The sequence below is a fragment of the Stenotrophomonas sp. YJH_SMC_122 genome (assembly GCF_059369535.1).
Genome location: NZ_JCAFST010000002.1, coordinates 320,280 through 338,232, shown reverse-complemented (window position 1 = coordinate 338,232; position 17,953 = coordinate 320,280). Strand labels below are relative to the sequence as shown.

Genomic DNA, 17,953 nt, shown 5'->3' with positions numbered 1-17,953 from the left:
GTTCACCTGCATCTACGCGCTTGGGGCGCCTGGGACCGAGAACGGGAGGCGAAGGCCAGACTGCGCTCACTGGATTACCTAGTGATTAGCCAAGCAGGATGCCGGCCTCATTCGGCCCTCACGCAAAAATTGCAATAATCGCCAATGCGTGATGAACGTCACAATTATCCATTAATATTTGTGATAACCACTGGCTGCGGCATCCCATGTGCCGTGATGAAAGCTGCACGAATCCTAGACCAAGGAGAGATCTAGTATGACTGTGAAAGTCTCGAAGGCTTTAGCCCTTTCCGCTATCGCACTAGGCACGGCATTTATATTGAGTGGCTGTGCCATGAAAACCATGAAGGCCTATGGTGAATGCAGTGGAAAGCAAACGGGCGGTGGCGAATGCAAGATTGGCATGGAGGTGATCTGGGAGGGTGATGGTGGCGGGAAAAAATCAATATACAACTCCCTTCTCTCCACGCTAGACGTACTTCCAGACGCGGCAAGCTTTGAACTGGATACGTCAGGCTCCACCATCCCCTACCCATCAAATGGCAGCGTGGTGCTTCGCGTTAAGAATTCATCGACCGGCGCAATCAGCGCCTCTCAAACCTTCGCATGGATTCGAACGGGGACAGTGATCCGGGTCGCTGATCCTGCCGCCGTGAATGCATGGATCTATTCCAACGTCGGCAGTGGAGATTCGTTGTCGTACGATCTCGCTCCATTCCATTCAGCGTATGGGAACGGACTTCAGGTAATAGCCGGCCAAGCCAAACAGGAGGGCATCACTAAGGCTAGTTATTATCTTGAATTTGAGGGACGCGACTGTGTCAATCATCCATCGCCGCATTTGTGCATGGAAATGTAGTACCTGTTAATTGACTGGAGCGGGGGCATCAGCCCCCGCTCTCATGTGGGGACAAGATGCACAAAATCGCAATCTTCCTGGTCGGCGTCTGCGCCATTGTTCTTTCAGGCTGCGCGACTACCGTACCACCGAAAGGCGTTGCCTCAGCTGGATATACTGAAGTTGTTTCCGTCCCTCTAGGCCCTCTTCGCTACTTCTACACGGCTTCCATGCTTCCTGGCCAGAACGCCGTAGGCACCACTTATCTCGTCCGCTGCGCGCACACCAAGCGGACGATCAACTTACAGATCGCGGATGGGCTTGCGATTAACGCCGAAGATGCCTGCGCACGTGTCGATGCGGCGGCTGCCTCATCCGAGTCATGGATACCGGCAGCATCGAACAGCTATCGGATCCTTCTTGTACAGGAAGGCACTTCTGCGGCAGCGCGGGCAAGATCGCTTGGCCGCTTTGCCACGGGCAGGACGCTCGCACTTGTGTCACCGGTCTACGGCGATCAACATCAGACCTTCGCGAATCTCGTTGACCTGGTTGCGCACGAGAGCCTTCATGCATTGGGCCACGCTACAAAGCATCCCCGAGCGCTGGACGAAAGAAGCGCTTACTACGCGGGCCTATGCGCGCAACTTCAGATCAACGGCTTCATCACGGAAGAAGGCTTGCCGGGGGCCCCTCTCGCGTCCGGTGATCGGGCAGTACGCTACTCCTCGCAGGAAGCCTATCGCGTGCGGCTGGAAACCTATCCGTTGCTAGCGGACGGAGGCATCCGGCTTGGAGCTCGATCCGGCGAGTTGATGCTGCAACGGTGTCAGCAGATCAGACGCGAGATGAATCGGCTTCGGTAGCCTCATTGGCTCCTCTCCCAGAACCTGAGCTCAAGGTCGTTTCCCCGATCGTCGCGAATGAGCCGGCGTACCGCGCTGACCTCTCTCGCTGCACCTGCTTTCAGGGCGTTGGGGCAGTCCCGAGTGATGCCGCTTATCCCATCCAGCCAAACTGCGGCGGGATGTGCAGCTTGGCCGACCTGTTCGCGCGTCTGGCCTCCCGGTGCGCCGTGATCTTGGCCACGTCCTCGCGCAGGCGCGCTTCATGCCTGCCAGCCGAAGGGTGGCTTGATGTGCAGCTTCTTCAACCTGTTCGCCCGCACCGCCTCTCGATAGGCCTCGATCTTGGCCACATCCTCGCGCAGGCGGGTCTCGTGCCTGGTCACCCACATCTCGGCGCCGGCCCGCCCCTGCTCGTAGCTGGTACACCAGCGGAACGGCCCGCCGGGACCATGCCGGTGCCGGCCGAGACTGGCGATCCAGATCCCGTCGTTCACCCGTTGCATCAGTACGACTACCCACACGCCGCTGCAAGCGATGACCGTGGGGGCATCGTCCGGGAGGCTGGCAGAACGCGTCGTCCAGTAGAAGTCGGGGGCAGCGGCATGGCCGGCAGGATACGGCTGGGCGTCGCAAACGCTGCGACAAGGGCGCGGGCTGCAGGCGTGAGCGCGTGCGGCGGCAGGGAAGCTGATGGCCCCCTTACGCGCGCTAGAGTGCAATTTTTGAGGTGACCACGGGAAAGAGGTAACAAAGGTAATCAGCCCATCGAGTTAGGCAAATTAACCTTTAAAATCAATTTCTTATATTATCTTTATGAAGGTAACAATAGGGTAACCTTGGAGTAACCCGATTACCTTTTGGGGAGGTAACATCGGCAGAGTAAAAATTCCTTAGGAATCAATGACATTACTTTGTAGGCCGCAGAAAATTACCTCCTATCACCTCAAAAGGTAACCACCTTTATGATTTTGCAATCAGAGGCTTAGCACCTGTTCGAGGCCGCGTGTTACCTGGTTACCTCTTTCCCGTGGTCACCTGAAAAATCGGGCCTGTCGAGAAGGGCCAGGGGACGCCCGCAGAGGGCCTCGCAGGCGCCCCTCTCGCGCAGGGAACCGCAGGGCCGGGCGTTGGCTGGAAACCCCGGAGAACGCCATACAGGGCCGGGGCTGGGCTTTGCTGCAGGGAGTGCAGAAAAAGCACCCTATGAAGTGCGCAGGCGTGGCGGGGAGACGAGTGCGCACGGCAGGCTCAGAGGCGCGCACGGGCCGGCGCCCCCGAGCGCTATGCTGCTACCCCTGGTTGAGGAACGCTGCACGTGAACGAACTGCAGGACGCGATACGCCGAGCGCTCGCCCAGACCCCGGCCCCCAACCATTCGCGTCGCCTCCCACCACGCGAATCGTTGATGGCTCTCGCCACCGATGCCCAGCAATTCGTTGAAGACACTCGATCAGCAATGGCGGCCGGTGCCGGCGGCCCAAGGACCGAGCGACGGGTCGTCGTCGGCGGACTGCTGGTTTACGCGTTAGACATCGCATGGTCGATTTGCCACCTTCTGCGCACAGAGCCAATGCGCACACATATCGTGGTGCTCACCTTATGGCGACCTTTATTGGAAATCTGGCTGCGCGCAGCGTTCTTTGCGTTGGAGGCGAGCGACGATGAGGTGGCTACCTTCCACAATGAAGGCCTACTTCCTCATCGCCCCTGGCCTAGCAACCCTGGAAGCCCGACGCAGATCACCCCTCGACTTATCGCTAGGCTCGTCGGCCCCAGGATCTGCCCGGATGAGCCAGACATGCTGAACGACCTTGCAGACGAGGTCCCGGACTGGCACAGCCTCGTACACGGTGGGAACGTGGTAGTCGATCTGTACGATGGCGGCGACACACTGCAGTCGCAGGTCGGGCCGGACGACATGGCGTTTAAGGTTAGGCGCGTTGCCGTCCTAGCGTTCCTGAGCGGCATCGTCGGTTTGAACCTCACGGCGGATGAGGGCAGACGCCATGAAGTGGATCACATTGGGAGCCGGCTGCTCGAAAAGATCCGAGCATTCCAGGCGAGGTGGCCACCACCTAGCGAAGTCGGCGAGGCTAAGAATGACGAAAGCCGCCCGTAGATGGGTTCCGGTGGGCTGGCAGGGAAAAAATCACCCTAGGAAGGGTACGGCCTAGCCAAGCGAACCGATACTCTGCTATCTAGATCCCTTTCAGCTTTTAGCTCCGAGGGCCGACCACACCGCAGATGTTGCCGCTGAGCGGTTGCACTCCCTCTGCTAACTCTTGTGTAGGGATGAAAGCGCCGGACTGCTGAACGACTTCTTGCTTTTGCAATACTACTAAGGAGATTGCTATGCCCAAGGAAGAAAAAACCATAACGCTCACGGTTTCGGGCCCTGATCGTGATCCGAACCTAATGAATAAACTCACGGCGAGCGACATCGTCGTAGAAGCGGCGCATGCCGCCATTCAGGCGGTCCCTGTTGTGGGACCGGCCGCGAGCGGGATGCTAAAAATTGCCTTTCAGTCACCGAGCCAGAAGCGGGCGTCGGAGTTCTTCAATCACGTTCACAATGACCTGAGAGCTGTCGAGGGCAAGCTGTCAAGCCTGCCTGATGAACTCTTTGAATCAGGGGCTTACTCCTCAGCTCTTATCAGCACGACCCATATTGCACTACTGACAAAAGAGCCGGAAAAAATTGATGCACTGAGAGCTGCAATGCTCAACGTTGCCCTTAATGCCAGCGATGATGAGGCTTTCAATCAGATGCGAATTGCGGCCTTAAGGGACATGACCAGCATCCATATCAAAGTGCTTCAGTTTTATGCAGCGAGACGGCCAGATGTTGTAGAAAGACTGGGGAAGGATAATAGGGCAATCACCCCATCTGACTTTGAGACACCGTTACGGGCTTGTTTCAGACATGACCTGCCCTTCTACATTGTAGAGAGGGCCTGCCGTGAGCTTGAATCTGCAGGACTAATTTCCGTACGGCCAGGCTTCTACAAAATCATGTCTGGAGACAATTTCGCCACGATGCTTCCCACTGCCTTTGGTTCAGTTGTCCATGGATTCATTAAGCTTCCGGCAGAAGTCAGCCCGCTAACATCGGCGGAGTAGGATCGCTCAGCACAGGTCGGAAGTACGAGGTTGCCAACACAAGTGGTCCGTTACCAGCGAGACACTTTCGACGACGCGAAGCTGTAGTTTCTCCATCTTGGTTCTCACCAGATAGATGCATCCAGCACTGCATCTAGAACGCACAGGGGAAGGCCGCAGATAAGCGGCCTTCCTTCCTGAAGGCATGAGGTCAGTGACCGCCCAATCTACTGCTAGCAACATCGTAGTAGTGTTGGGTCATCTCAATGCCGGTCCATGCATAGCCCTCAGCATCCGCGGCTACCAGGGTGGTACCCGAACCAGCGAAGGGATCGAGGATGCGGCCACCCTCCTCGCAGATGCGTACCAGTTGCCGCATTAGGTCGGTCGGCTTGCCGGTCAGGTGATGCTTGTCGGCTTTGCGTACCGCCTCGCGGAACACGCCCGGAAGCGTGGGCGCCGCCCGGTCCAGCGGCATCCCGCCCTTGCTACCCCACACGACGTATTCGGCTTGGTTGGAGAATCGGCCACGCTGCGGCCGGACGCCGCCTGTCTTGTCCCATACCGCGACACCGCGCCAGGTAAAGCCGGCGCATTGCAGCGCGTCGGTGGTCAGAGGCAGCTGCCGCCAGTCAGTGAAGAGCAACACGGGGGCTCCATCGCGCAGGACGCGGTGGCACTGCGCCAGCCACAGGTGCATCCACGCCAGGTGCGAACGCTGGTCGCGTTCGTCGCTCGGGAAGTCGGCATGCAGGTGCGGGCCACCACTCTGCATGTACTTCTCGTTCGGACTGCGCTGACGGGCGGAGGCGTGCGTGCCGCCGCTGGCGTATGGCGGATCAGTGATGAGGGCGTCGAAGCTGTTGGCCGGCAGGGTCGGCAGGACGGTCAGCGCATCGCCGTGGATCAGTTCGTTCTTCATGGGTAGAGCCTTCTTCGTGGTGTCGCTCGCGGCGATCCGTGGAGAGGCTCTGGGCCTTCATGTGGTTCATGTCCCCACACCGGGGGCACTTCATCTGTAGGTCGTAGTCGCCAGCCGCTCTGGCCAGCAGGCGCGCACAGGCGCCGCAGCGCAGGTTCTGTCGTGCTTGATTCATGCAGCTGCCGCTCCCAGCTCGAAGGCGTCGAAGCGGATCACCTCTTGGCCCAGCCATTCGTTGATCGCAGTCATTCGCGTCTGCAGCGGGGCAAGCTCCATCGCCGCCCACACCGCCGCTCAACCCGGAGATCCCTGGTCACATTGACCAGGGATCGCTTCCACGCGGCGTGTATTGGGGCGAGGGCCGTTGGTACGTGCTCGACCCACACCCCGAGGGCATCGGACAGAAGAAGGAAACGGTGGCCTCGCGGCGCGCCCGCCTTTCGGATCTGCACGCGATCATGGAGGCGCGAGCCGGCGGCAACATTCGTGGAACCCTCGACTACCTGGTCGAGGTGTTCAAGCGGTCCAGCGAGTACATCGACCTGTCGAAGAAGTCGAAGGAGGGCTACGACTACTGCGCAGCAAAGGCGAGCGGCTACCTCCTGCGCGATGGTCGCCCACTGGGCCAACAGCGCATCGAGCATCTTTCGGTGCCGGTCCTCCAGCGAGTGGTGGAAACCATGGCCACCGGCCGGCCTGCCATAGGTAAGCTGCCCCTGATCGCGGCAACACCGGCGGCGGCGAACCGCGTGGCCAGCTATCTGCGGCGTCTGTTCGCTTGGGGAATCCGGCATGGCCACTGCACGTCGAACCCTGCCGACGGCATACGCAAGGTGCGTGAGAAGCGCGATGCGCGCATGCCTGACCACGATTCTTTCGACGCGGTGCTGCGATTCGCACGCACGTGCGCGAGCCGCCAGGCGCATACCGCTGGCAGCTGTCCGCCCTATCTCCCTGCAGTTATGGTGCTGGCCTATGCGGTCCGCCTACGCGGCATTGAGGTGAACACTCTCACCGACGCCAACCTGCAGACTGATGGCATTCGCAGCAATCGCCGAAAGGGGTCGCGCGACAACGTGACGCTGTGGACCAAGGATCTGCGCGCGGCCGTGAAGTGGCTACAGTCCTACCGGGACGAACGGATGCAGGCGCATGGGCGGCCGGTACCGATCAAACCTGAGCAGCGACGCCTTCTTGTTTCGGAGTCCGGCACCCCGCTCACGAAATCAGCCCTCGACAGCGCCTGGCAACGCCTGGTCCGCCGCGCGATTGCGGAGGACGTGATCGATCGAGGAGGAGCAGCGGTTCGCGCTCCATGGCCTGAAACACCGGGGAATCACCGACAGCGAGGACAAGAGCGCTGGCGGCCACGTGACCGAGGCCATGCGTCAGCTGTACGACCATTCCGTACCGGTGGTGAAAGCGGCCGTGAAACCAAAAAAGAAGGGCTAATTTTACCGGCAATTTTACCGGCGGAAGCCAAAAGGCCAGCGCACCGCGCTGGCCTTTTTCGTTGAAACCCCTGTTTTAAAAGGCGTTTCGGCGCTTCCCGAGTGGTGCCGCTTATCCGAATCGAACGGATGACCTACTGTTTACAAGACAGTTGCTCTACCAACTGAGCTAAAGCGGCATGGGTGGTGCACCGGCGGCAGCGCCGCGGTCCGGGGATTCTAGCGCAACCGCGTGCATTCCAGCGACCGGCTCTGTGCCGCTCCGCTGCGCTGCTGGGCCTGGGCCGGCTGCGTGCCCGCCGCCAGCTGTCCTTCCAGCCACCATTGGCCGGCGTCGCCGCTGGCGACCAGGCGCGGCTGGAACCCGGCGGCCTGCACCGCCGCCATGCGCCGTTCGGCGCCTTCGCGGTTGCGGTACTGGCCCAGCGCCACGGCGTTGGCCTCCTCGCCCTGGCTGATGATGTAGTAGTCGCTCAGGCCGGCGGCGATGATGCGCTTCACGGTGGCCTGGGCCTCGTCGCGGTTGGCGGCGGCCGGCAGCAGCACCCGGTAACGGGCGCTGCCGCTGGCAGCGGGCTGTTCGCGCAGGCGCACCTGGCTGAGCAGCGCGCCGGCCTTGCCCTGCGCGCTGCTCGCGGCGGCGCGGTCGGCGAACGGGCCCAGCGCGACGCAGCGCGGCGGCTCGGCGGCCGAGGGCGGGGTTACGGGTTTTTCAGGTGCCGGCACGGCTGCGGGCGGTATTCCCGGCTTGGCAGCGTCAGCAACCGGCGCAGCCTCAGCCACCTGCGGCCTGGCGATCTCCGGCTTGGCCGGCGCAACGGGCGCGGGCGTCGCAGCCACCGTGGTCTTCGCGGCGGGTTCGCGCTCCATCAGCGGTGCGGTCGGGGCGGTGGCAGTGGCCTCGGCTGCGGCATTGGCATCCACGCCACCGGGCACCCAGCGCAGCTCGGCCACGCCAGCGGGTTGCGGTGGCGGCGCAGGCTTCTGTGGTGCATCGCGCAGCAGCCACCAGCAGGCGACGCCAAGGTTGAGGATGGCCAGTACGACGATCAGGGCACGGGTCAGCATGCGCGGATACTAGCGCGCGGGCTGGTGCACCGCCCAGCGGGCGAGGCCATCCAGCACCAGCGAGGGGTGGTAGTCGGCACCGGGCAGCAACGGCATCAGCGCCGGTGCGCCGCCACCGTGCACCAGCAGCGACGGTGCCACACCCAGCAGCGTGTGCGCCTGCTGTGCGCTGCGTTCAATCAGCGCCACCGCGGCGCCATCGCAGCCGGAGGCCAACGCATCGGCGGTGTCGTTGGCGAACTCGCTGTAGTCGCCGCCAGTGGCCGGCAGCTGCACCGCACGCGCGTGCAATGCCTCGCGCATGGTGGTGGGCGATGCGGAGATGCGGCCACCGTGGTGCTGGCCGTCGGCGTCGAGCAGATCGATCGTCAATGCGGTACCCACGCCGACCACCAGCACCGGGCGCTGTGCCTTTGCGGCAGCCAGCAGGGCCAGGAAGCGGTCGACGCCGAACTTTTCCGGCCTGGCATAGGCGATGCGCACACCGGCGCATTCGGCGCTGGTGCGCACCACGTGCACATGCTCGAAGCGGCGCTGCAGCTGGTCCAGCATGGCGCTGGTCAGCGACGGTGCCGCTACGCTGGCCACGAACGCGGTGCGGCCGCTGGGCAGGCTGTGCGGCGGCTGCCCGGCCATGCCTTCGGCGCCATGCGCCCAGGCCTGTACGTCACCGGCACGGTCACCCTGCAACGGCGCGAACTTGAAGCGCGAGTTGCCGAGGTCGAACAACCAATCGCTCATGCCGCCCTCACGCTGACTTCGCCGGCGTGCAGCAAGCGTTCCTGGCCATCGATGCGCACGCGCAGTGCGCCGTCATCGGCCAGGCCGAGCGCGGTACCGTGCTGCCACTGCCCTTCCAGTTCCACGCGTACTTCGCGGCCGGCCAGCATGTCGAAGGCGGCGTAGCGCGGCAGGAACGGAGCGAGGCCTTCGCGATCGAATTCTTCCAGCGCCGGCAGCAACCGCGCCAGCACGGCAGCAACCACCCCATTGCGGTCCACCGGCTTGCCGGCCAACGTATCCAGGTCCACCCACGGCTGAGTGATCTGCTCGCCGAACGACGGCGGCATGTGGGTGTTGATGCCGATGCCGATCACCGCGCGCGCCGGGCCGGCGTATTCGCCACCGCCCTCGGCAAGCAGGCCGACCAGCTTGCGCTTGCCATCGACGATCAGGTCGTTCGGCCACTTCAACTGCGCCTGGGTGTAGCCCAGGTCGTGCAGCGCTTCGGCCACGGCGATGCCGGCCACCAGGCTCAACCCGGCCAGGCGGCCCAGGCCGCCGGAGTACAGGCGCATCACCGACAGGTAGATATGCGCGGCCAACGGCGAGGCCCAGGTGCGGCCACGACGGCCGCGGCCGCCGGTCTGGCGTTCGGCCAGCAGGACGCTGACCCCGCGCTGGGGCGCGCTGCACCGCAGCAATTCGGCGTTGGTGGAGTCCACCGTCCAGGCCACCTGCAGGTCGTGCAGCAGGGCCTGGGCATCGGCAGGCAGGCCGGCGCGGATCGCCGCCGGGTCCAGCAGGTCGACCGGGCGGGTCAGGCCATAGCCCTCGCCAGCACGGCCCTCGATGTCCACACCTGCGGCCCTAAGCCCTTGAATACGCTTCCAAACAGCCGCCCGGGTCTGGCCCAGCTCTCGGGCCAGGGCGTCGCCGGACAGGCGACCGGCAGCGAGTTTGGCCAGCAATTGGCGATCGTCCACGGCAGCTTCCACGAAGTCAGGAAGGAATTATGCGGGAAAGCCGCCAGCGACGCCTGCCACGCTGGGTTCCGCCGGGGCTTCCAACGGGGCGCCGGGTTCGGGCTAGAATCGGGAACTCACCCTCCCTTAACGTGGATGTCGTCAATGCGCCGTTATGCCCATTGCCTGATCCTGCTGATGATGCCCTTCGCGGCGTCTGCAACGGCAGCGCTGGACGACAGCCGGGGCGCCTGCGTGTCCTCCAACGGCGATGCCGCCTCGCAGCGCGCGCCGACCGCGACCGCCTCGGCTGCGACCACCAAGCCGGCACCGGTACGCCCTGCGGCCGGCAGTGCCACCAGCACCGGGGGCGGCGGCAGCGACGACGACGTGCTGCAGCGCATCCGTGCGCCGAAGTGGCACAGCTACCTGCCGGGAATGTTCCGCTGATCAAGTCGTTGCTGCAGTGGCTGCGGCCCTCGCCGCGGCCGATCGACGATGCGCTTTGGGAAGACGCCTGCCGCCGCGCGGCCTGGCTGCGCGGCCTGGACGATGAACGCCGCGCGCGACTGCGCGTGCTGGCCACACGCTTCCTGCATGAGAAGACCATTACCCCTGTCGGCGAACTGCAACTGCAGGCTGGCGATGGCGTGCTGCTGGCCGCACTGTGCTGTCTGCCGCTGCTGGAGTTCGGCGAAGTGGGGCTGGAGGGCTGGTCGCAGCTGATCGTCTACCCCGATGCGTTCCGCGTGCACCGCAGCCACATGGATGCGGCCGGCGTGCTGCACGAGTGGGATGACGAGCTGATCGGCGAGTCGTGGGACAGTGGTCCGCTGATCCTGTCCTGGGCCGACGTGCAGGCCGACCTGGCCGCGCCGCACGAGGGCTACTGCGTGGCGGTGCATGAGATGGTGCACAAGCTCGATGCGCTGGATGGCGCGATGGACGGCACACCGCCACTGCCGCGGCAATGGCAGCGCGAGTGGGCGGCCACGTTCCAGCGCGCCTACGACGCCTTCTGCGCGCAAGTAGATGCAGGCGAGGAAACGCTGATCGACCCGTATGCGGCCGAGGCGCCGGAGGAGTTCTTCGCGGTGGCCAGCGAGTACCACTTCTCGGCACCGGACCTGCTGCAGCAGGCGTTGCCGGAAGTGGCCGCGCAGCTGCGGCGGTTCTACGGCGAGCCGCCCAGCATCGCAATACGGTAGTGCCGGCCGCTGGCCGGCACCCTCATGCTCTTCGATGGCATGGCTTGGTTGCCGGCCAGCGGCCGGCACTACCGATCAACGCGGTTTACGGCCCTGTCGGCAAGCGCACTTCGAAGCGGGCGCCGCCCAGTTCGGCCGAACGGCCCACGGTCAGTTCGCCGCGGTAGTCCTTGATCAGGTCCTGCACGATCGACAGGCCGATGCCGTGGCCCTGCACGCGCTCGTCGCCACGCACGCCGCGCTGCAGTACCTTGCCGATGTCATCCGGGGCGATGCCCGGGCCATCATCGTCCACCGCCAGCAGCAGGCCGGCGCGGCGCGCGTTCGGCGCCGGCAGCGGCTGCGCGGTCAGCAGCACGCGGCGGTTGGCCCACTTGAAGGCGTTCTCCAGCAGGTTGCCGAGCAGTTCCTGCAGGTCACCCGGTTCGCCGTGGAAGCGCGCGGCCGGGTCGATATCGAATTCGCACAGCACGCCCTTGGAGGCATAGACCTTCTCCAGGCCACGCACGATTTCCTCGGCGTTGGACTCGATCGGCAGCGGCGCGGAGAACAGCTTGTGGCCGGACGAGGCCGCGCGCGCCAGCTGGTACGAGACCAGGTTGTTCATGCGCTGCAGCTGCACGTCCAGTTCTTCGCGCAGCGCACCATCGCCAGCGCCGCTGTCCATCTGCGTGCGCAACACCGCAATCGGCGTTTTCAGGCTGTGCGCCAGGTCGGCCAGGGTGTTGCGCTGGCGCTCGAGGTTCTCGCGCTCGCTTTCGATGAAAGCGTTGATGCTGTCGGTCAGCGGTTCCAGCTCGCGCGGGTGGCGCTCGCTCATACGCTCGGTCTCGCCGCGCTGCACCTTGGTCAGCTCGGTGATCACGCGGCGCAGCGGGCGCAGGCTCCACTGCAGGATGACGGTCTGCAGCAGCAGCAGGATCAGGCCGATGCCGCCCAGGTAGAACCAGACGCGGCCACGGAACACGCGCAGCTGCGCACCCAGCGCGCGCGAGTCTTCCATCACGTAGATGGTGTACGGGAATTCGGTGGCGGGGTCGGCGTCGGCGCCCCACACCAGGCCCAGGCCATAGCGGTAGACCGAGCCCTGGCTGCCATCGATCTGGATCATCGGCAGTGGGCCTTCGAACACTTCCTGGCGCGGTGCCAGCAGGCCGCCGCCCACCGTGGGCAGCATCGGGCCTTCGGCGGACATCGAATTGCCCTTGCCGTGCGGCATGACCACCTGCAGGTACAGGCCACTGCCAGGTACGTCGAAGCGCGAATCCGGTGGCTGCTCACGGATGTACAGCGAGCGGTCGCGGGTGAAGTCGATGCCGGCCGCGTAGGAGGTGGCGTAGTTCTTCAGGCGCTCACGCAGGTTCGCCTTCGCCGTATCGGCGAAGGCGGCGTCAAGCGCGTAGCCGGCCAGGGCCAGGAACGCGACCAGGCCCACGGACGCGGCGAGCATCTGGCGCGCCTGCAGTGAGCGCGGCCGCCAGCGTCGGAAGAACCACAGACGGCCGGACATCGTGTTATCGCCAGGGTGAGCCGGCTCAGCCCTCGTTGCGCGGGATCGCGAAACGGTAGCCGCGACCGCGCACGGTCTCGATCGGCTTCAGTTCGCCGTCCGGGTCCAGCTTCTTGCGCAGGCGGCCGATGAAGACCTCCAGCACGTTCGAGTCGCGGTCGAAGTCCTGCTGGTAGATGTGTTCGGTGAGGTCGGCCTTGGAGACCAGTTCACCGGCATGCATCATCAGGTACTCCAGCACCTTGTACTCGTAGCTGGTCAGGTCGACATTGCTGCCGGCCACGCTGACCGTCTGGGCAGCCAGATCCAGGGCGACGGGGCCGCATTCCAGGGTCGGCTTGCTCCAGCCGGCGGCGCGGCGCAGCAGCGCGTTGACGCGGGCCAGCAGCTCTTCGACGTGGAACGGCTTGACCAGGTAATCGTCGGCGCCCTGCTTCAGGCCCTCGACCTTGTCCTGCCAGCTCGAACGCGCGGTCAGGATCAATACCGGGAACTTCTTGCCTTCGTCACGCAGGGCCTTGATCAGCTCCATGCCCGACATCTTGGGCAGGCCGAGGTCGATGATGCCGACATCGAACGGAACTTCGCGCCCCATGTAGAGGCCTTCCTCGCCGTCCTGCGCAGCATCGACGGCAAAGCCTTCGCGCTTGAGCCGGGCTGCCAGGGTCTCACGCAGCGGGGCTTCGTCTTCGACCAGAAGGATACGCATGAACTCTCCCTAGTGTCCTGGGTGTGGCCCGGAGGCCTGTGGGGTACGGGTTGATAGCGACGACTATCCCTGTTCAGGGGTTATCGCCGCGTAGTGATGACATATCCGACCGCGGCGTGCGCGGCTGTGAACGCGACGGGGCGGGGTCGTCCATGTAGCGGACCCGGCCCCGGTCGTCCATGTACTTCACCCGGTTGATATCACGACCATCGAACGGCACGCGCTCGGCGCCGAGGATGTGGCCGCCGGTGCTGCGCTGCACGCGGCGCACGGCATCGGACAGCGAACGCTCGTCGCCACGGTTGCCGCGCTCTCCCCGATCCATCATTTCCGCCCGTGCCTGCTCGCCACGCGGCGGCTGTTGCGCCAGCGCCGACGACAGCGGCGCAGCCGACAGCACCACGCAGGTGGCCAGGGCAATGCGGCAATGGAAGGGAGCGGAAGACATCGATGCGATCCTAGCCGAGCACGGCGATTCGTTCAAAAGTCGTAAATCCGGGAGCCGGGTGCGGGACCCGGCCTTTACAATTCCTTTGCAAATTCTTGGTTTGGGGCAGTGAATCCGGTCTGAACTTTTCCGGCCGCAGCCCTGCGATGTTCAGCTAGGTGAACATTCGGGACGAATCGCCGTCCCTTGTCAAGTCAGGAATGTGACTGCGGTCACGCTGCGGCACGATCGGCTTCGCGCTCGGTGACCGACAGCGCCTGCTCGACCAGGCTCCAGTCGGCGCCCGGGCGGTGCGCGCCCTCGCTCAGCACCTGGCGGAACGCGCGGCCACCGGGCTGGCCGTGGAACAGGCCGAGCAGGTGGCGGGTGATGTGCTTCAGTGCCAGGCCTTCGCCCAGGCGCGCTTCCACGTAGGGACGCAGCGTGCGCAGCAGGTCACCGCGCGCCTGCAACGGGGCGCCGGTCTGCAGCGCCTCCAGCTGATGCAGCAGGTAGGGGTCGTGGTAGGCCGCGCGGCCCAGCATCACGCCATCGACATGCGCGGCCTGCGCCTGCACCGCCTCGATGCTGGCCAGGCCGCCGTTGAGCACCACCGGCAACGCCGGGCGCTCCTGCTTCAGACGGTAGGCCCAGTCGTACTTCAGCGGCGGAACCTCGCGGTTCTCCTTCGGCGACAGGCCCTTCAGCCACGCGTTGCGCGCATGCACCACCACCATTGCCGCACCGGCGGCGACCTGGCGGTCGACGAAGGCGGCGAACACGTCGTAGTCGTTGTCCTCGTCCACGCCCAGGCGGCACTTCACCGTCACCGGGATCTCGACCGCGTCGACCATCGCCGCCACGCAGTCGGCCACCAGCACCGGCTCGCGCATCAGGCAGGCGCCGAAACGCCCTGCCTGCACGCGGTCGGAGGGGCAGCCGCAGTTGAGGTTGACCTCGTCGTAGCCCCACTCCGCCGCGATGCGCGCAGCCTGCGCCAGCAGCGCCGGGTCGCTGCCGCCCAGCTGCAGCGCCAGCGGCTGCTCGCTGCGGTCGAAGCCGAGCAGGCGCTCGCGATCGCCGTGGATGACCGCATTGGCGTGCACCATTTCCGTGTACAGGCGCACACCCGGTGCCAGCACGCGATGGAACACGCGGCAATGGCGGTCGGTCCAGTCCATCATGGGGGCCACGGACAGGCGCAGGGAATCGGCGTAACGGGCGGTGGCGGACGTCATCGGGGTGTTGATCGGGGAGACTGGCATTGCCAGTGAGATCAATAGTTTACACCGGACGGCTGAATAACGCCGGGGCGTCAGGCGGTGTGCGAAGCGTCGGTGCCCCATTGCCGGTGTGGCACACGCCCGCCATCCAATCAAATACGAATGAGAAGTGATATCATTTGAGCGCCGCATGACGATGTGCGGCATGGATGTCCCAAGCAAACGGAACATGTAATGCAGCAACGCACCTATATCGAACTGGTCCTGGAGCTGTTCGGCTTCATCAGCCTGTGCATGGCGATGACGACCTCCGGCACCCCGGTGCTGGTTTTTGGTCTCACGACCATCCTGCTCACGGTATGGATACCCTTCCAACGGCGCGAGATTCATCGCTTCACCCGCGCCGTGTCGATTGCGCTGGTCATTGCGGCAGTAGCCAGGATCGTCATTCATTTCCTACCCAATCCATCCATCTAGGAATCGAATTCGATGAGGCTGTTCCGATACGCCACTGCGGTGGCGTTGTTGCTCTGTGCGCAGGGAGCGCACGCGCAGGTGAAGCAGATACAAGATATCCCGTGCGAAGGGTGTTCATACGCTCAGATGCAGGCGGCCGCGCTGTCGGACGTCGACGTCGGCGGTGCGCTGGTAACCAGTATTTCCACGGGAGAGATACGGAAGTTCGTCATCCTGTGGGATCGCAGGATCCAGGAGCTGCCGATCGAACAGGACCTGGAAGACTACTTCGTAGCCCTGGTCCGCTTCTGGCACGCGAATGGGCGCAGCCTTGAAATGAACTACGACGTTGCGTCGAACACGTGGAGACTCCCCCAGCAAGCGATGGCGACTGCAGGCGTGCGACGGGCACTGGCGGCTCCCGCCGCAGACCGGCCGATTCCGGCAACCGTATACGATGCATTGCAGAGCCCGGCCAGGATGAACAACGCGATCGAACAGTTGAATGCCTCCTGGCTCGCCCGCGGGTATGCGGCGCACATGACCTTCGTCAATTCGGTCAGGGGAAAGAACATCTCGCTGACTGCGGGCCGCCCGGTGACCACCCTGAACTTCGCCGATGGCTCCAGCATCAAGGCCTCCTACGACATCGAGATGAAAAGCTGGGCGCCTATTCCCGGCACCGGCCTCGACGTTCACGGCAACCCGGTTCCAGAGACGAAAGCAGACGTTGCCAAGGACGGCAAGCCGGTGGTGTACGAGTTCCCCGGTGGCATCACCAGTGACGCCTACATGGACTTCAGTCGCTACCTCTTCGATCTGGGCGTGCGCCCCAACATCGGGCCGGGCGACAACCAGATGATCTGCACCAGCGAAGTGATGGACGCCGACATGCGGGTGGAAGTCAGATGCATGGGCCGCAGGCACTGATGCAACAACGCGGGTGACCGCCGCTGCGGTCACCCGGGTGCCCCCTGCCGAAGCGCTTCTGGACCCATGTCCCAGCACAGGTGGCGGCGAGTGAAGAGTGCGAACTCAGTGCCCGCCGCCGCGCCCGCCCACCTGTTCGATCAGCGTCCGGCTGGCGGCATTGAGCCCCACCACCATTACATCGGCGCCATGCGCGGCCAGTTTTTCCTGCGCACGCTCCAGCGCGGCCACGGCGGTCAGATCCCACAGATGGGCATCGCGCAGGTCAATCTGCACCTTCGGTGCTACGTGCTGGTAGTCAAACGCCGCGCCCAGCTGGCCGGCGGAAGCGAAGAACACCTGGCCACGTACGCGGTAGACCTGCGTGTCTCCGGCATCCTCGCACTGCACCTCCAGCATGCGGCCGACCTTGCGGGCGAAGAACAGCGCCGACAGCAGCACGCCACTGAGCACGCCCTTGGCCAGGTCGTGGGTGGCCACGGTGACCACCACGGTCAGCAACATCACCGCCGAGGAACTGCGCGGATGCGTGCGCAGGTCGCGCAGCGAGCGCCAGCTGAAAGTGCCGATGCTGACCATGATCATCACCGCCACCAGCGCAGCCATCGGGATCTGCCGCACCAGGTTGCTGCCGTACACCACCAGCACCAGCAGCAGCACACCGGCCACCAGGCAGGACAGGCGGCCGCGGCCACCAGACGTCACGTTGATGACCGACTGGCCGATCATCGCGCAGCCGGCCATGCCGCCGAGGAAACCGGTGACCGCGTTGGCCACGCCCTGGCCGACGCATTCGCGGTTGCGCTCGCTGGGCGTCTCGGTGATGTCCTCGACGATCTGCAGGGTCATCATCGATTCGAGCAGGCCGACCACGGCCAGCGTGGCCGACACCGGCAGCAGGATGCGCAGCGTTTCCCAGCTGAGCGGTACATCGGGGATGAGGAACTGCGGCAGGCTGTCCGGCAGCTGGCCCATGTCGCCAACACTGCGCACGTCCACGCCAAAGCCGATCACTACGGCGGTGAGCACGACGATTGCCACCAGCGGCGAAGGCACGGCGCGGGTGAGGCGCGGCAGCAGGTAGATGATCGCCAGTGCGGCGGCACACAGCACGTAGACGGTGGGGCCGCGGCCGATCAGTTCCGGCATCTGCGCCAGGAAGATCAGGATCGCCAACGCGTTGACGAAGCCGGTGATGACCGAGCGCGAGACGAATCGCATCAGCGACCCAAGCTTGAACACACCGGCCAGCACCTGCAGCAGGCCGGCCAGGATGCTGGCGGCGAACAGGTACTGCAGGCCATGGTCCTTGACCAGGTCGACCATCACCAGCGCCATTGCACCGGTGGCGGCGGAGATCATGCCCGGCCGGCCGCCAGCGATGGCGGTGACCACCGCGATGGAAAACGCGGCGTACAGGCCGACCTTGGGGTCGACGCCGGCGATGAGCGAGAAGGCGATGGCCTCGGGAATCAGGGCCAGGGCGACGACCATGCCGGACAGCAGATCACCACGGATGTTGCCGAGCCATTGCTGGCGCAGGGGGTAGGACGTTTGCATGGAAAAACTCCGCGCGCAC

At 64.4% G+C, this 17,953-nt stretch carries 19 protein-coding genes, 1 tRNA gene and 1 pseudogene; 9 read left to right on the top strand and 12 right to left on the bottom strand.

Annotated elements, in window-relative coordinates:
* Positions 1 to 256: 256 nt before the first annotated feature.
* Both AC5P66_RS05080 and AC5P66_RS05075 read left to right on the top strand, forming a co-directional pair.
* The gene (locus AC5P66_RS05080; RefSeq protein WP_143566426.1) at positions 257 to 859 is read left to right on the top strand and encodes a hypothetical protein; all 603 of its coding nucleotides are present in this window, start codon (positions 257 to 259) and stop codon (positions 857 to 859) included.
* Positions 860 to 915: 56 nt separating this feature from the next.
* Entirely contained in the window at positions 916 to 1,704 is a 789-nt protein-coding gene (locus AC5P66_RS05075; RefSeq protein ID WP_143566427.1) for a hypothetical protein, read from the top strand.
* Positions 1,705 to 1,946: 242 nt separating this feature from the next.
* Here AC5P66_RS05075 and AC5P66_RS05070 read toward each other — a convergent pair whose 3' ends face one another.
* Positions 1,947 to 2,180 (bottom strand): hypothetical protein, encoded by a 234-nt coding sequence (locus tag AC5P66_RS05070; protein ID WP_241896215.1) that lies wholly within the window; start codon positions 2,178 to 2,180, stop codon positions 1,947 to 1,949.
* 821 nt (positions 2,181 to 3,001) lie between these two features.
* Between AC5P66_RS05070 and AC5P66_RS05065 the strand changes: the two genes are divergently transcribed.
* On the top strand, positions 3,002 to 3,805 hold the full coding sequence (locus AC5P66_RS05065) for a hypothetical protein (protein WP_143566428.1): 804 nt from the start codon (positions 3,002 to 3,004) through the stop codon (positions 3,803 to 3,805).
* Positions 3,806 to 4,038: 233 nt separating this feature from the next.
* On the top strand, positions 4,039 to 4,806 hold the full coding sequence (locus AC5P66_RS05060) for a hypothetical protein (protein ID WP_143566429.1): 768 nt from the start codon (positions 4,039 to 4,041) through the stop codon (positions 4,804 to 4,806).
* Positions 4,807 to 4,996: 190 nt separating this feature from the next.
* On the opposite strand, the gene AC5P66_RS05055 is transcribed toward AC5P66_RS05060, so the two are convergent.
* Positions 4,997 to 5,707, bottom strand: coding sequence for a DNA-methyltransferase (locus tag AC5P66_RS05055; protein WP_099495457.1), 711 nt, complete (start codon positions 5,705 to 5,707; stop codon positions 4,997 to 4,999).
* Positions 5,625 to 5,882, bottom strand: coding sequence for a Com family DNA-binding transcriptional regulator (locus tag AC5P66_RS05050; protein ID WP_099495456.1), 258 nt, complete (start codon positions 5,880 to 5,882; stop codon positions 5,625 to 5,627). Before AC5P66_RS05050 ends, AC5P66_RS05055 begins: the two co-directional genes overlap by 83 nt.
* Before the next feature lie 130 nt (positions 5,883 to 6,012).
* Here AC5P66_RS05050 and AC5P66_RS05045 point away from each other — a divergent pair.
* Positions 6,013 to 7,159: pseudogene (locus AC5P66_RS05045) on the top strand (site-specific integrase).
* 102 nt (positions 7,160 to 7,261) lie between these two features.
* Here the strand turns inward: AC5P66_RS05045 and AC5P66_RS05040 are convergent.
* The 4 genes from AC5P66_RS05040 to birA all read right to left on the bottom strand — a co-directional run bounded on the left by AC5P66_RS05040 (position 7,262) and on the right by birA (position 9,932).
* A tRNA-Thr gene (locus tag AC5P66_RS05040) sits at positions 7,262 to 7,337 on the bottom strand.
* A 40-nt stretch (positions 7,338 to 7,377) separates the two neighbouring features.
* Positions 7,378 to 8,226, bottom strand: a complete 849-nt coding sequence (locus tag AC5P66_RS05035; protein ID WP_099495455.1) for an SPOR domain-containing protein — start codon at positions 8,224 to 8,226, stop codon at positions 7,378 to 7,380.
* A 9-nt stretch (positions 8,227 to 8,235) separates the two neighbouring features.
* Entirely contained in the window at positions 8,236 to 8,967 is a 732-nt protein-coding gene (locus tag AC5P66_RS05030; RefSeq protein ID WP_099495454.1) for a type III pantothenate kinase, read from the bottom strand.
* On the bottom strand, positions 8,964 to 9,932 hold the full coding sequence (birA, locus tag AC5P66_RS05025) for a bifunctional biotin--[acetyl-CoA-carboxylase] ligase/biotin operon repressor BirA (RefSeq protein WP_099488192.1): 969 nt from the start codon (positions 9,930 to 9,932) through the stop codon (positions 8,964 to 8,966). The genes AC5P66_RS05030 and birA overlap by 4 nt, the downstream gene beginning before the upstream one ends.
* Positions 9,933 to 10,076: 144 nt before the next feature.
* Between birA and AC5P66_RS05020 the strand changes: the two genes are divergently transcribed.
* Positions 10,077 to 10,361, top strand: a complete 285-nt coding sequence (locus tag AC5P66_RS05020; protein WP_049412595.1) for a hypothetical protein — start codon at positions 10,077 to 10,079, stop codon at positions 10,359 to 10,361.
* Positions 10,328 to 11,119 carry a M90 family metallopeptidase gene (locus tag AC5P66_RS05015; protein ID WP_181452423.1) on the top strand — a complete coding sequence of 264 codons (792 nt, stop codon included), beginning with the start codon at positions 10,328 to 10,330 and terminating at the stop codon, positions 11,117 to 11,119. The genes AC5P66_RS05020 and AC5P66_RS05015 overlap by 34 nt, the downstream gene beginning before the upstream one ends.
* Positions 11,120 to 11,204: 85 nt before the next feature.
* On the opposite strand, the gene AC5P66_RS05010 is transcribed toward AC5P66_RS05015, so the two are convergent.
* From AC5P66_RS05010 to dusA, 4 genes are all read right to left on the bottom strand, one after another.
* A complete protein-coding gene (locus AC5P66_RS05010; protein ID WP_099495452.1) occupies positions 11,205 to 12,629 on the bottom strand; it encodes an ATP-binding protein in 1,425 nt (474 codons plus the stop codon).
* A gap of 25 nt (positions 12,630 to 12,654) precedes the next feature.
* Positions 12,655 to 13,338: a response regulator transcription factor gene (locus tag AC5P66_RS05005; RefSeq protein ID WP_004136763.1), complete on the bottom strand. Its 684-nt coding sequence runs from the start codon at positions 13,336 to 13,338 to the stop codon at positions 12,655 to 12,657.
* 73 nt (positions 13,339 to 13,411) lie between these two features.
* On the bottom strand, positions 13,412 to 13,786 hold the full coding sequence (locus tag AC5P66_RS05000) for a hypothetical protein (protein WP_005420623.1): 375 nt from the start codon (positions 13,784 to 13,786) through the stop codon (positions 13,412 to 13,414).
* Positions 13,787 to 13,998: 212 nt separating this feature from the next.
* Positions 13,999 to 15,030 (bottom strand): tRNA dihydrouridine(20/20a) synthase DusA, encoded by a 1,032-nt coding sequence (dusA, locus tag AC5P66_RS04995; protein WP_049412601.1) that lies wholly within the window; start codon positions 15,028 to 15,030, stop codon positions 13,999 to 14,001.
* Positions 15,031 to 15,222: 192 nt separating this feature from the next.
* Between dusA and AC5P66_RS04990 the strand changes: the two genes are divergently transcribed.
* Both AC5P66_RS04990 and AC5P66_RS04985 read left to right on the top strand, forming a co-directional pair.
* Complete coding sequence (locus AC5P66_RS04990) at positions 15,223 to 15,465, top strand: hypothetical protein (protein WP_099495451.1); 243 nt, start codon at positions 15,223 to 15,225, stop codon at positions 15,463 to 15,465.
* A gap of 12 nt (positions 15,466 to 15,477) precedes the next feature.
* The gene (locus tag AC5P66_RS04985) at positions 15,478 to 16,374 is read left to right on the top strand and encodes a hypothetical protein (protein WP_099495450.1); all 897 of its coding nucleotides are present in this window, start codon (positions 15,478 to 15,480) and stop codon (positions 16,372 to 16,374) included.
* A gap of 105 nt (positions 16,375 to 16,479) precedes the next feature.
* On the opposite strand, the gene AC5P66_RS04980 is transcribed toward AC5P66_RS04985, so the two are convergent.
* Positions 16,480 to 17,934 (bottom strand): SulP family inorganic anion transporter, encoded by a 1,455-nt coding sequence (locus AC5P66_RS04980; protein ID WP_099495449.1) that lies wholly within the window; start codon positions 17,932 to 17,934, stop codon positions 16,480 to 16,482.
* Positions 17,935 to 17,953 lie beyond the last annotated feature (19 nt).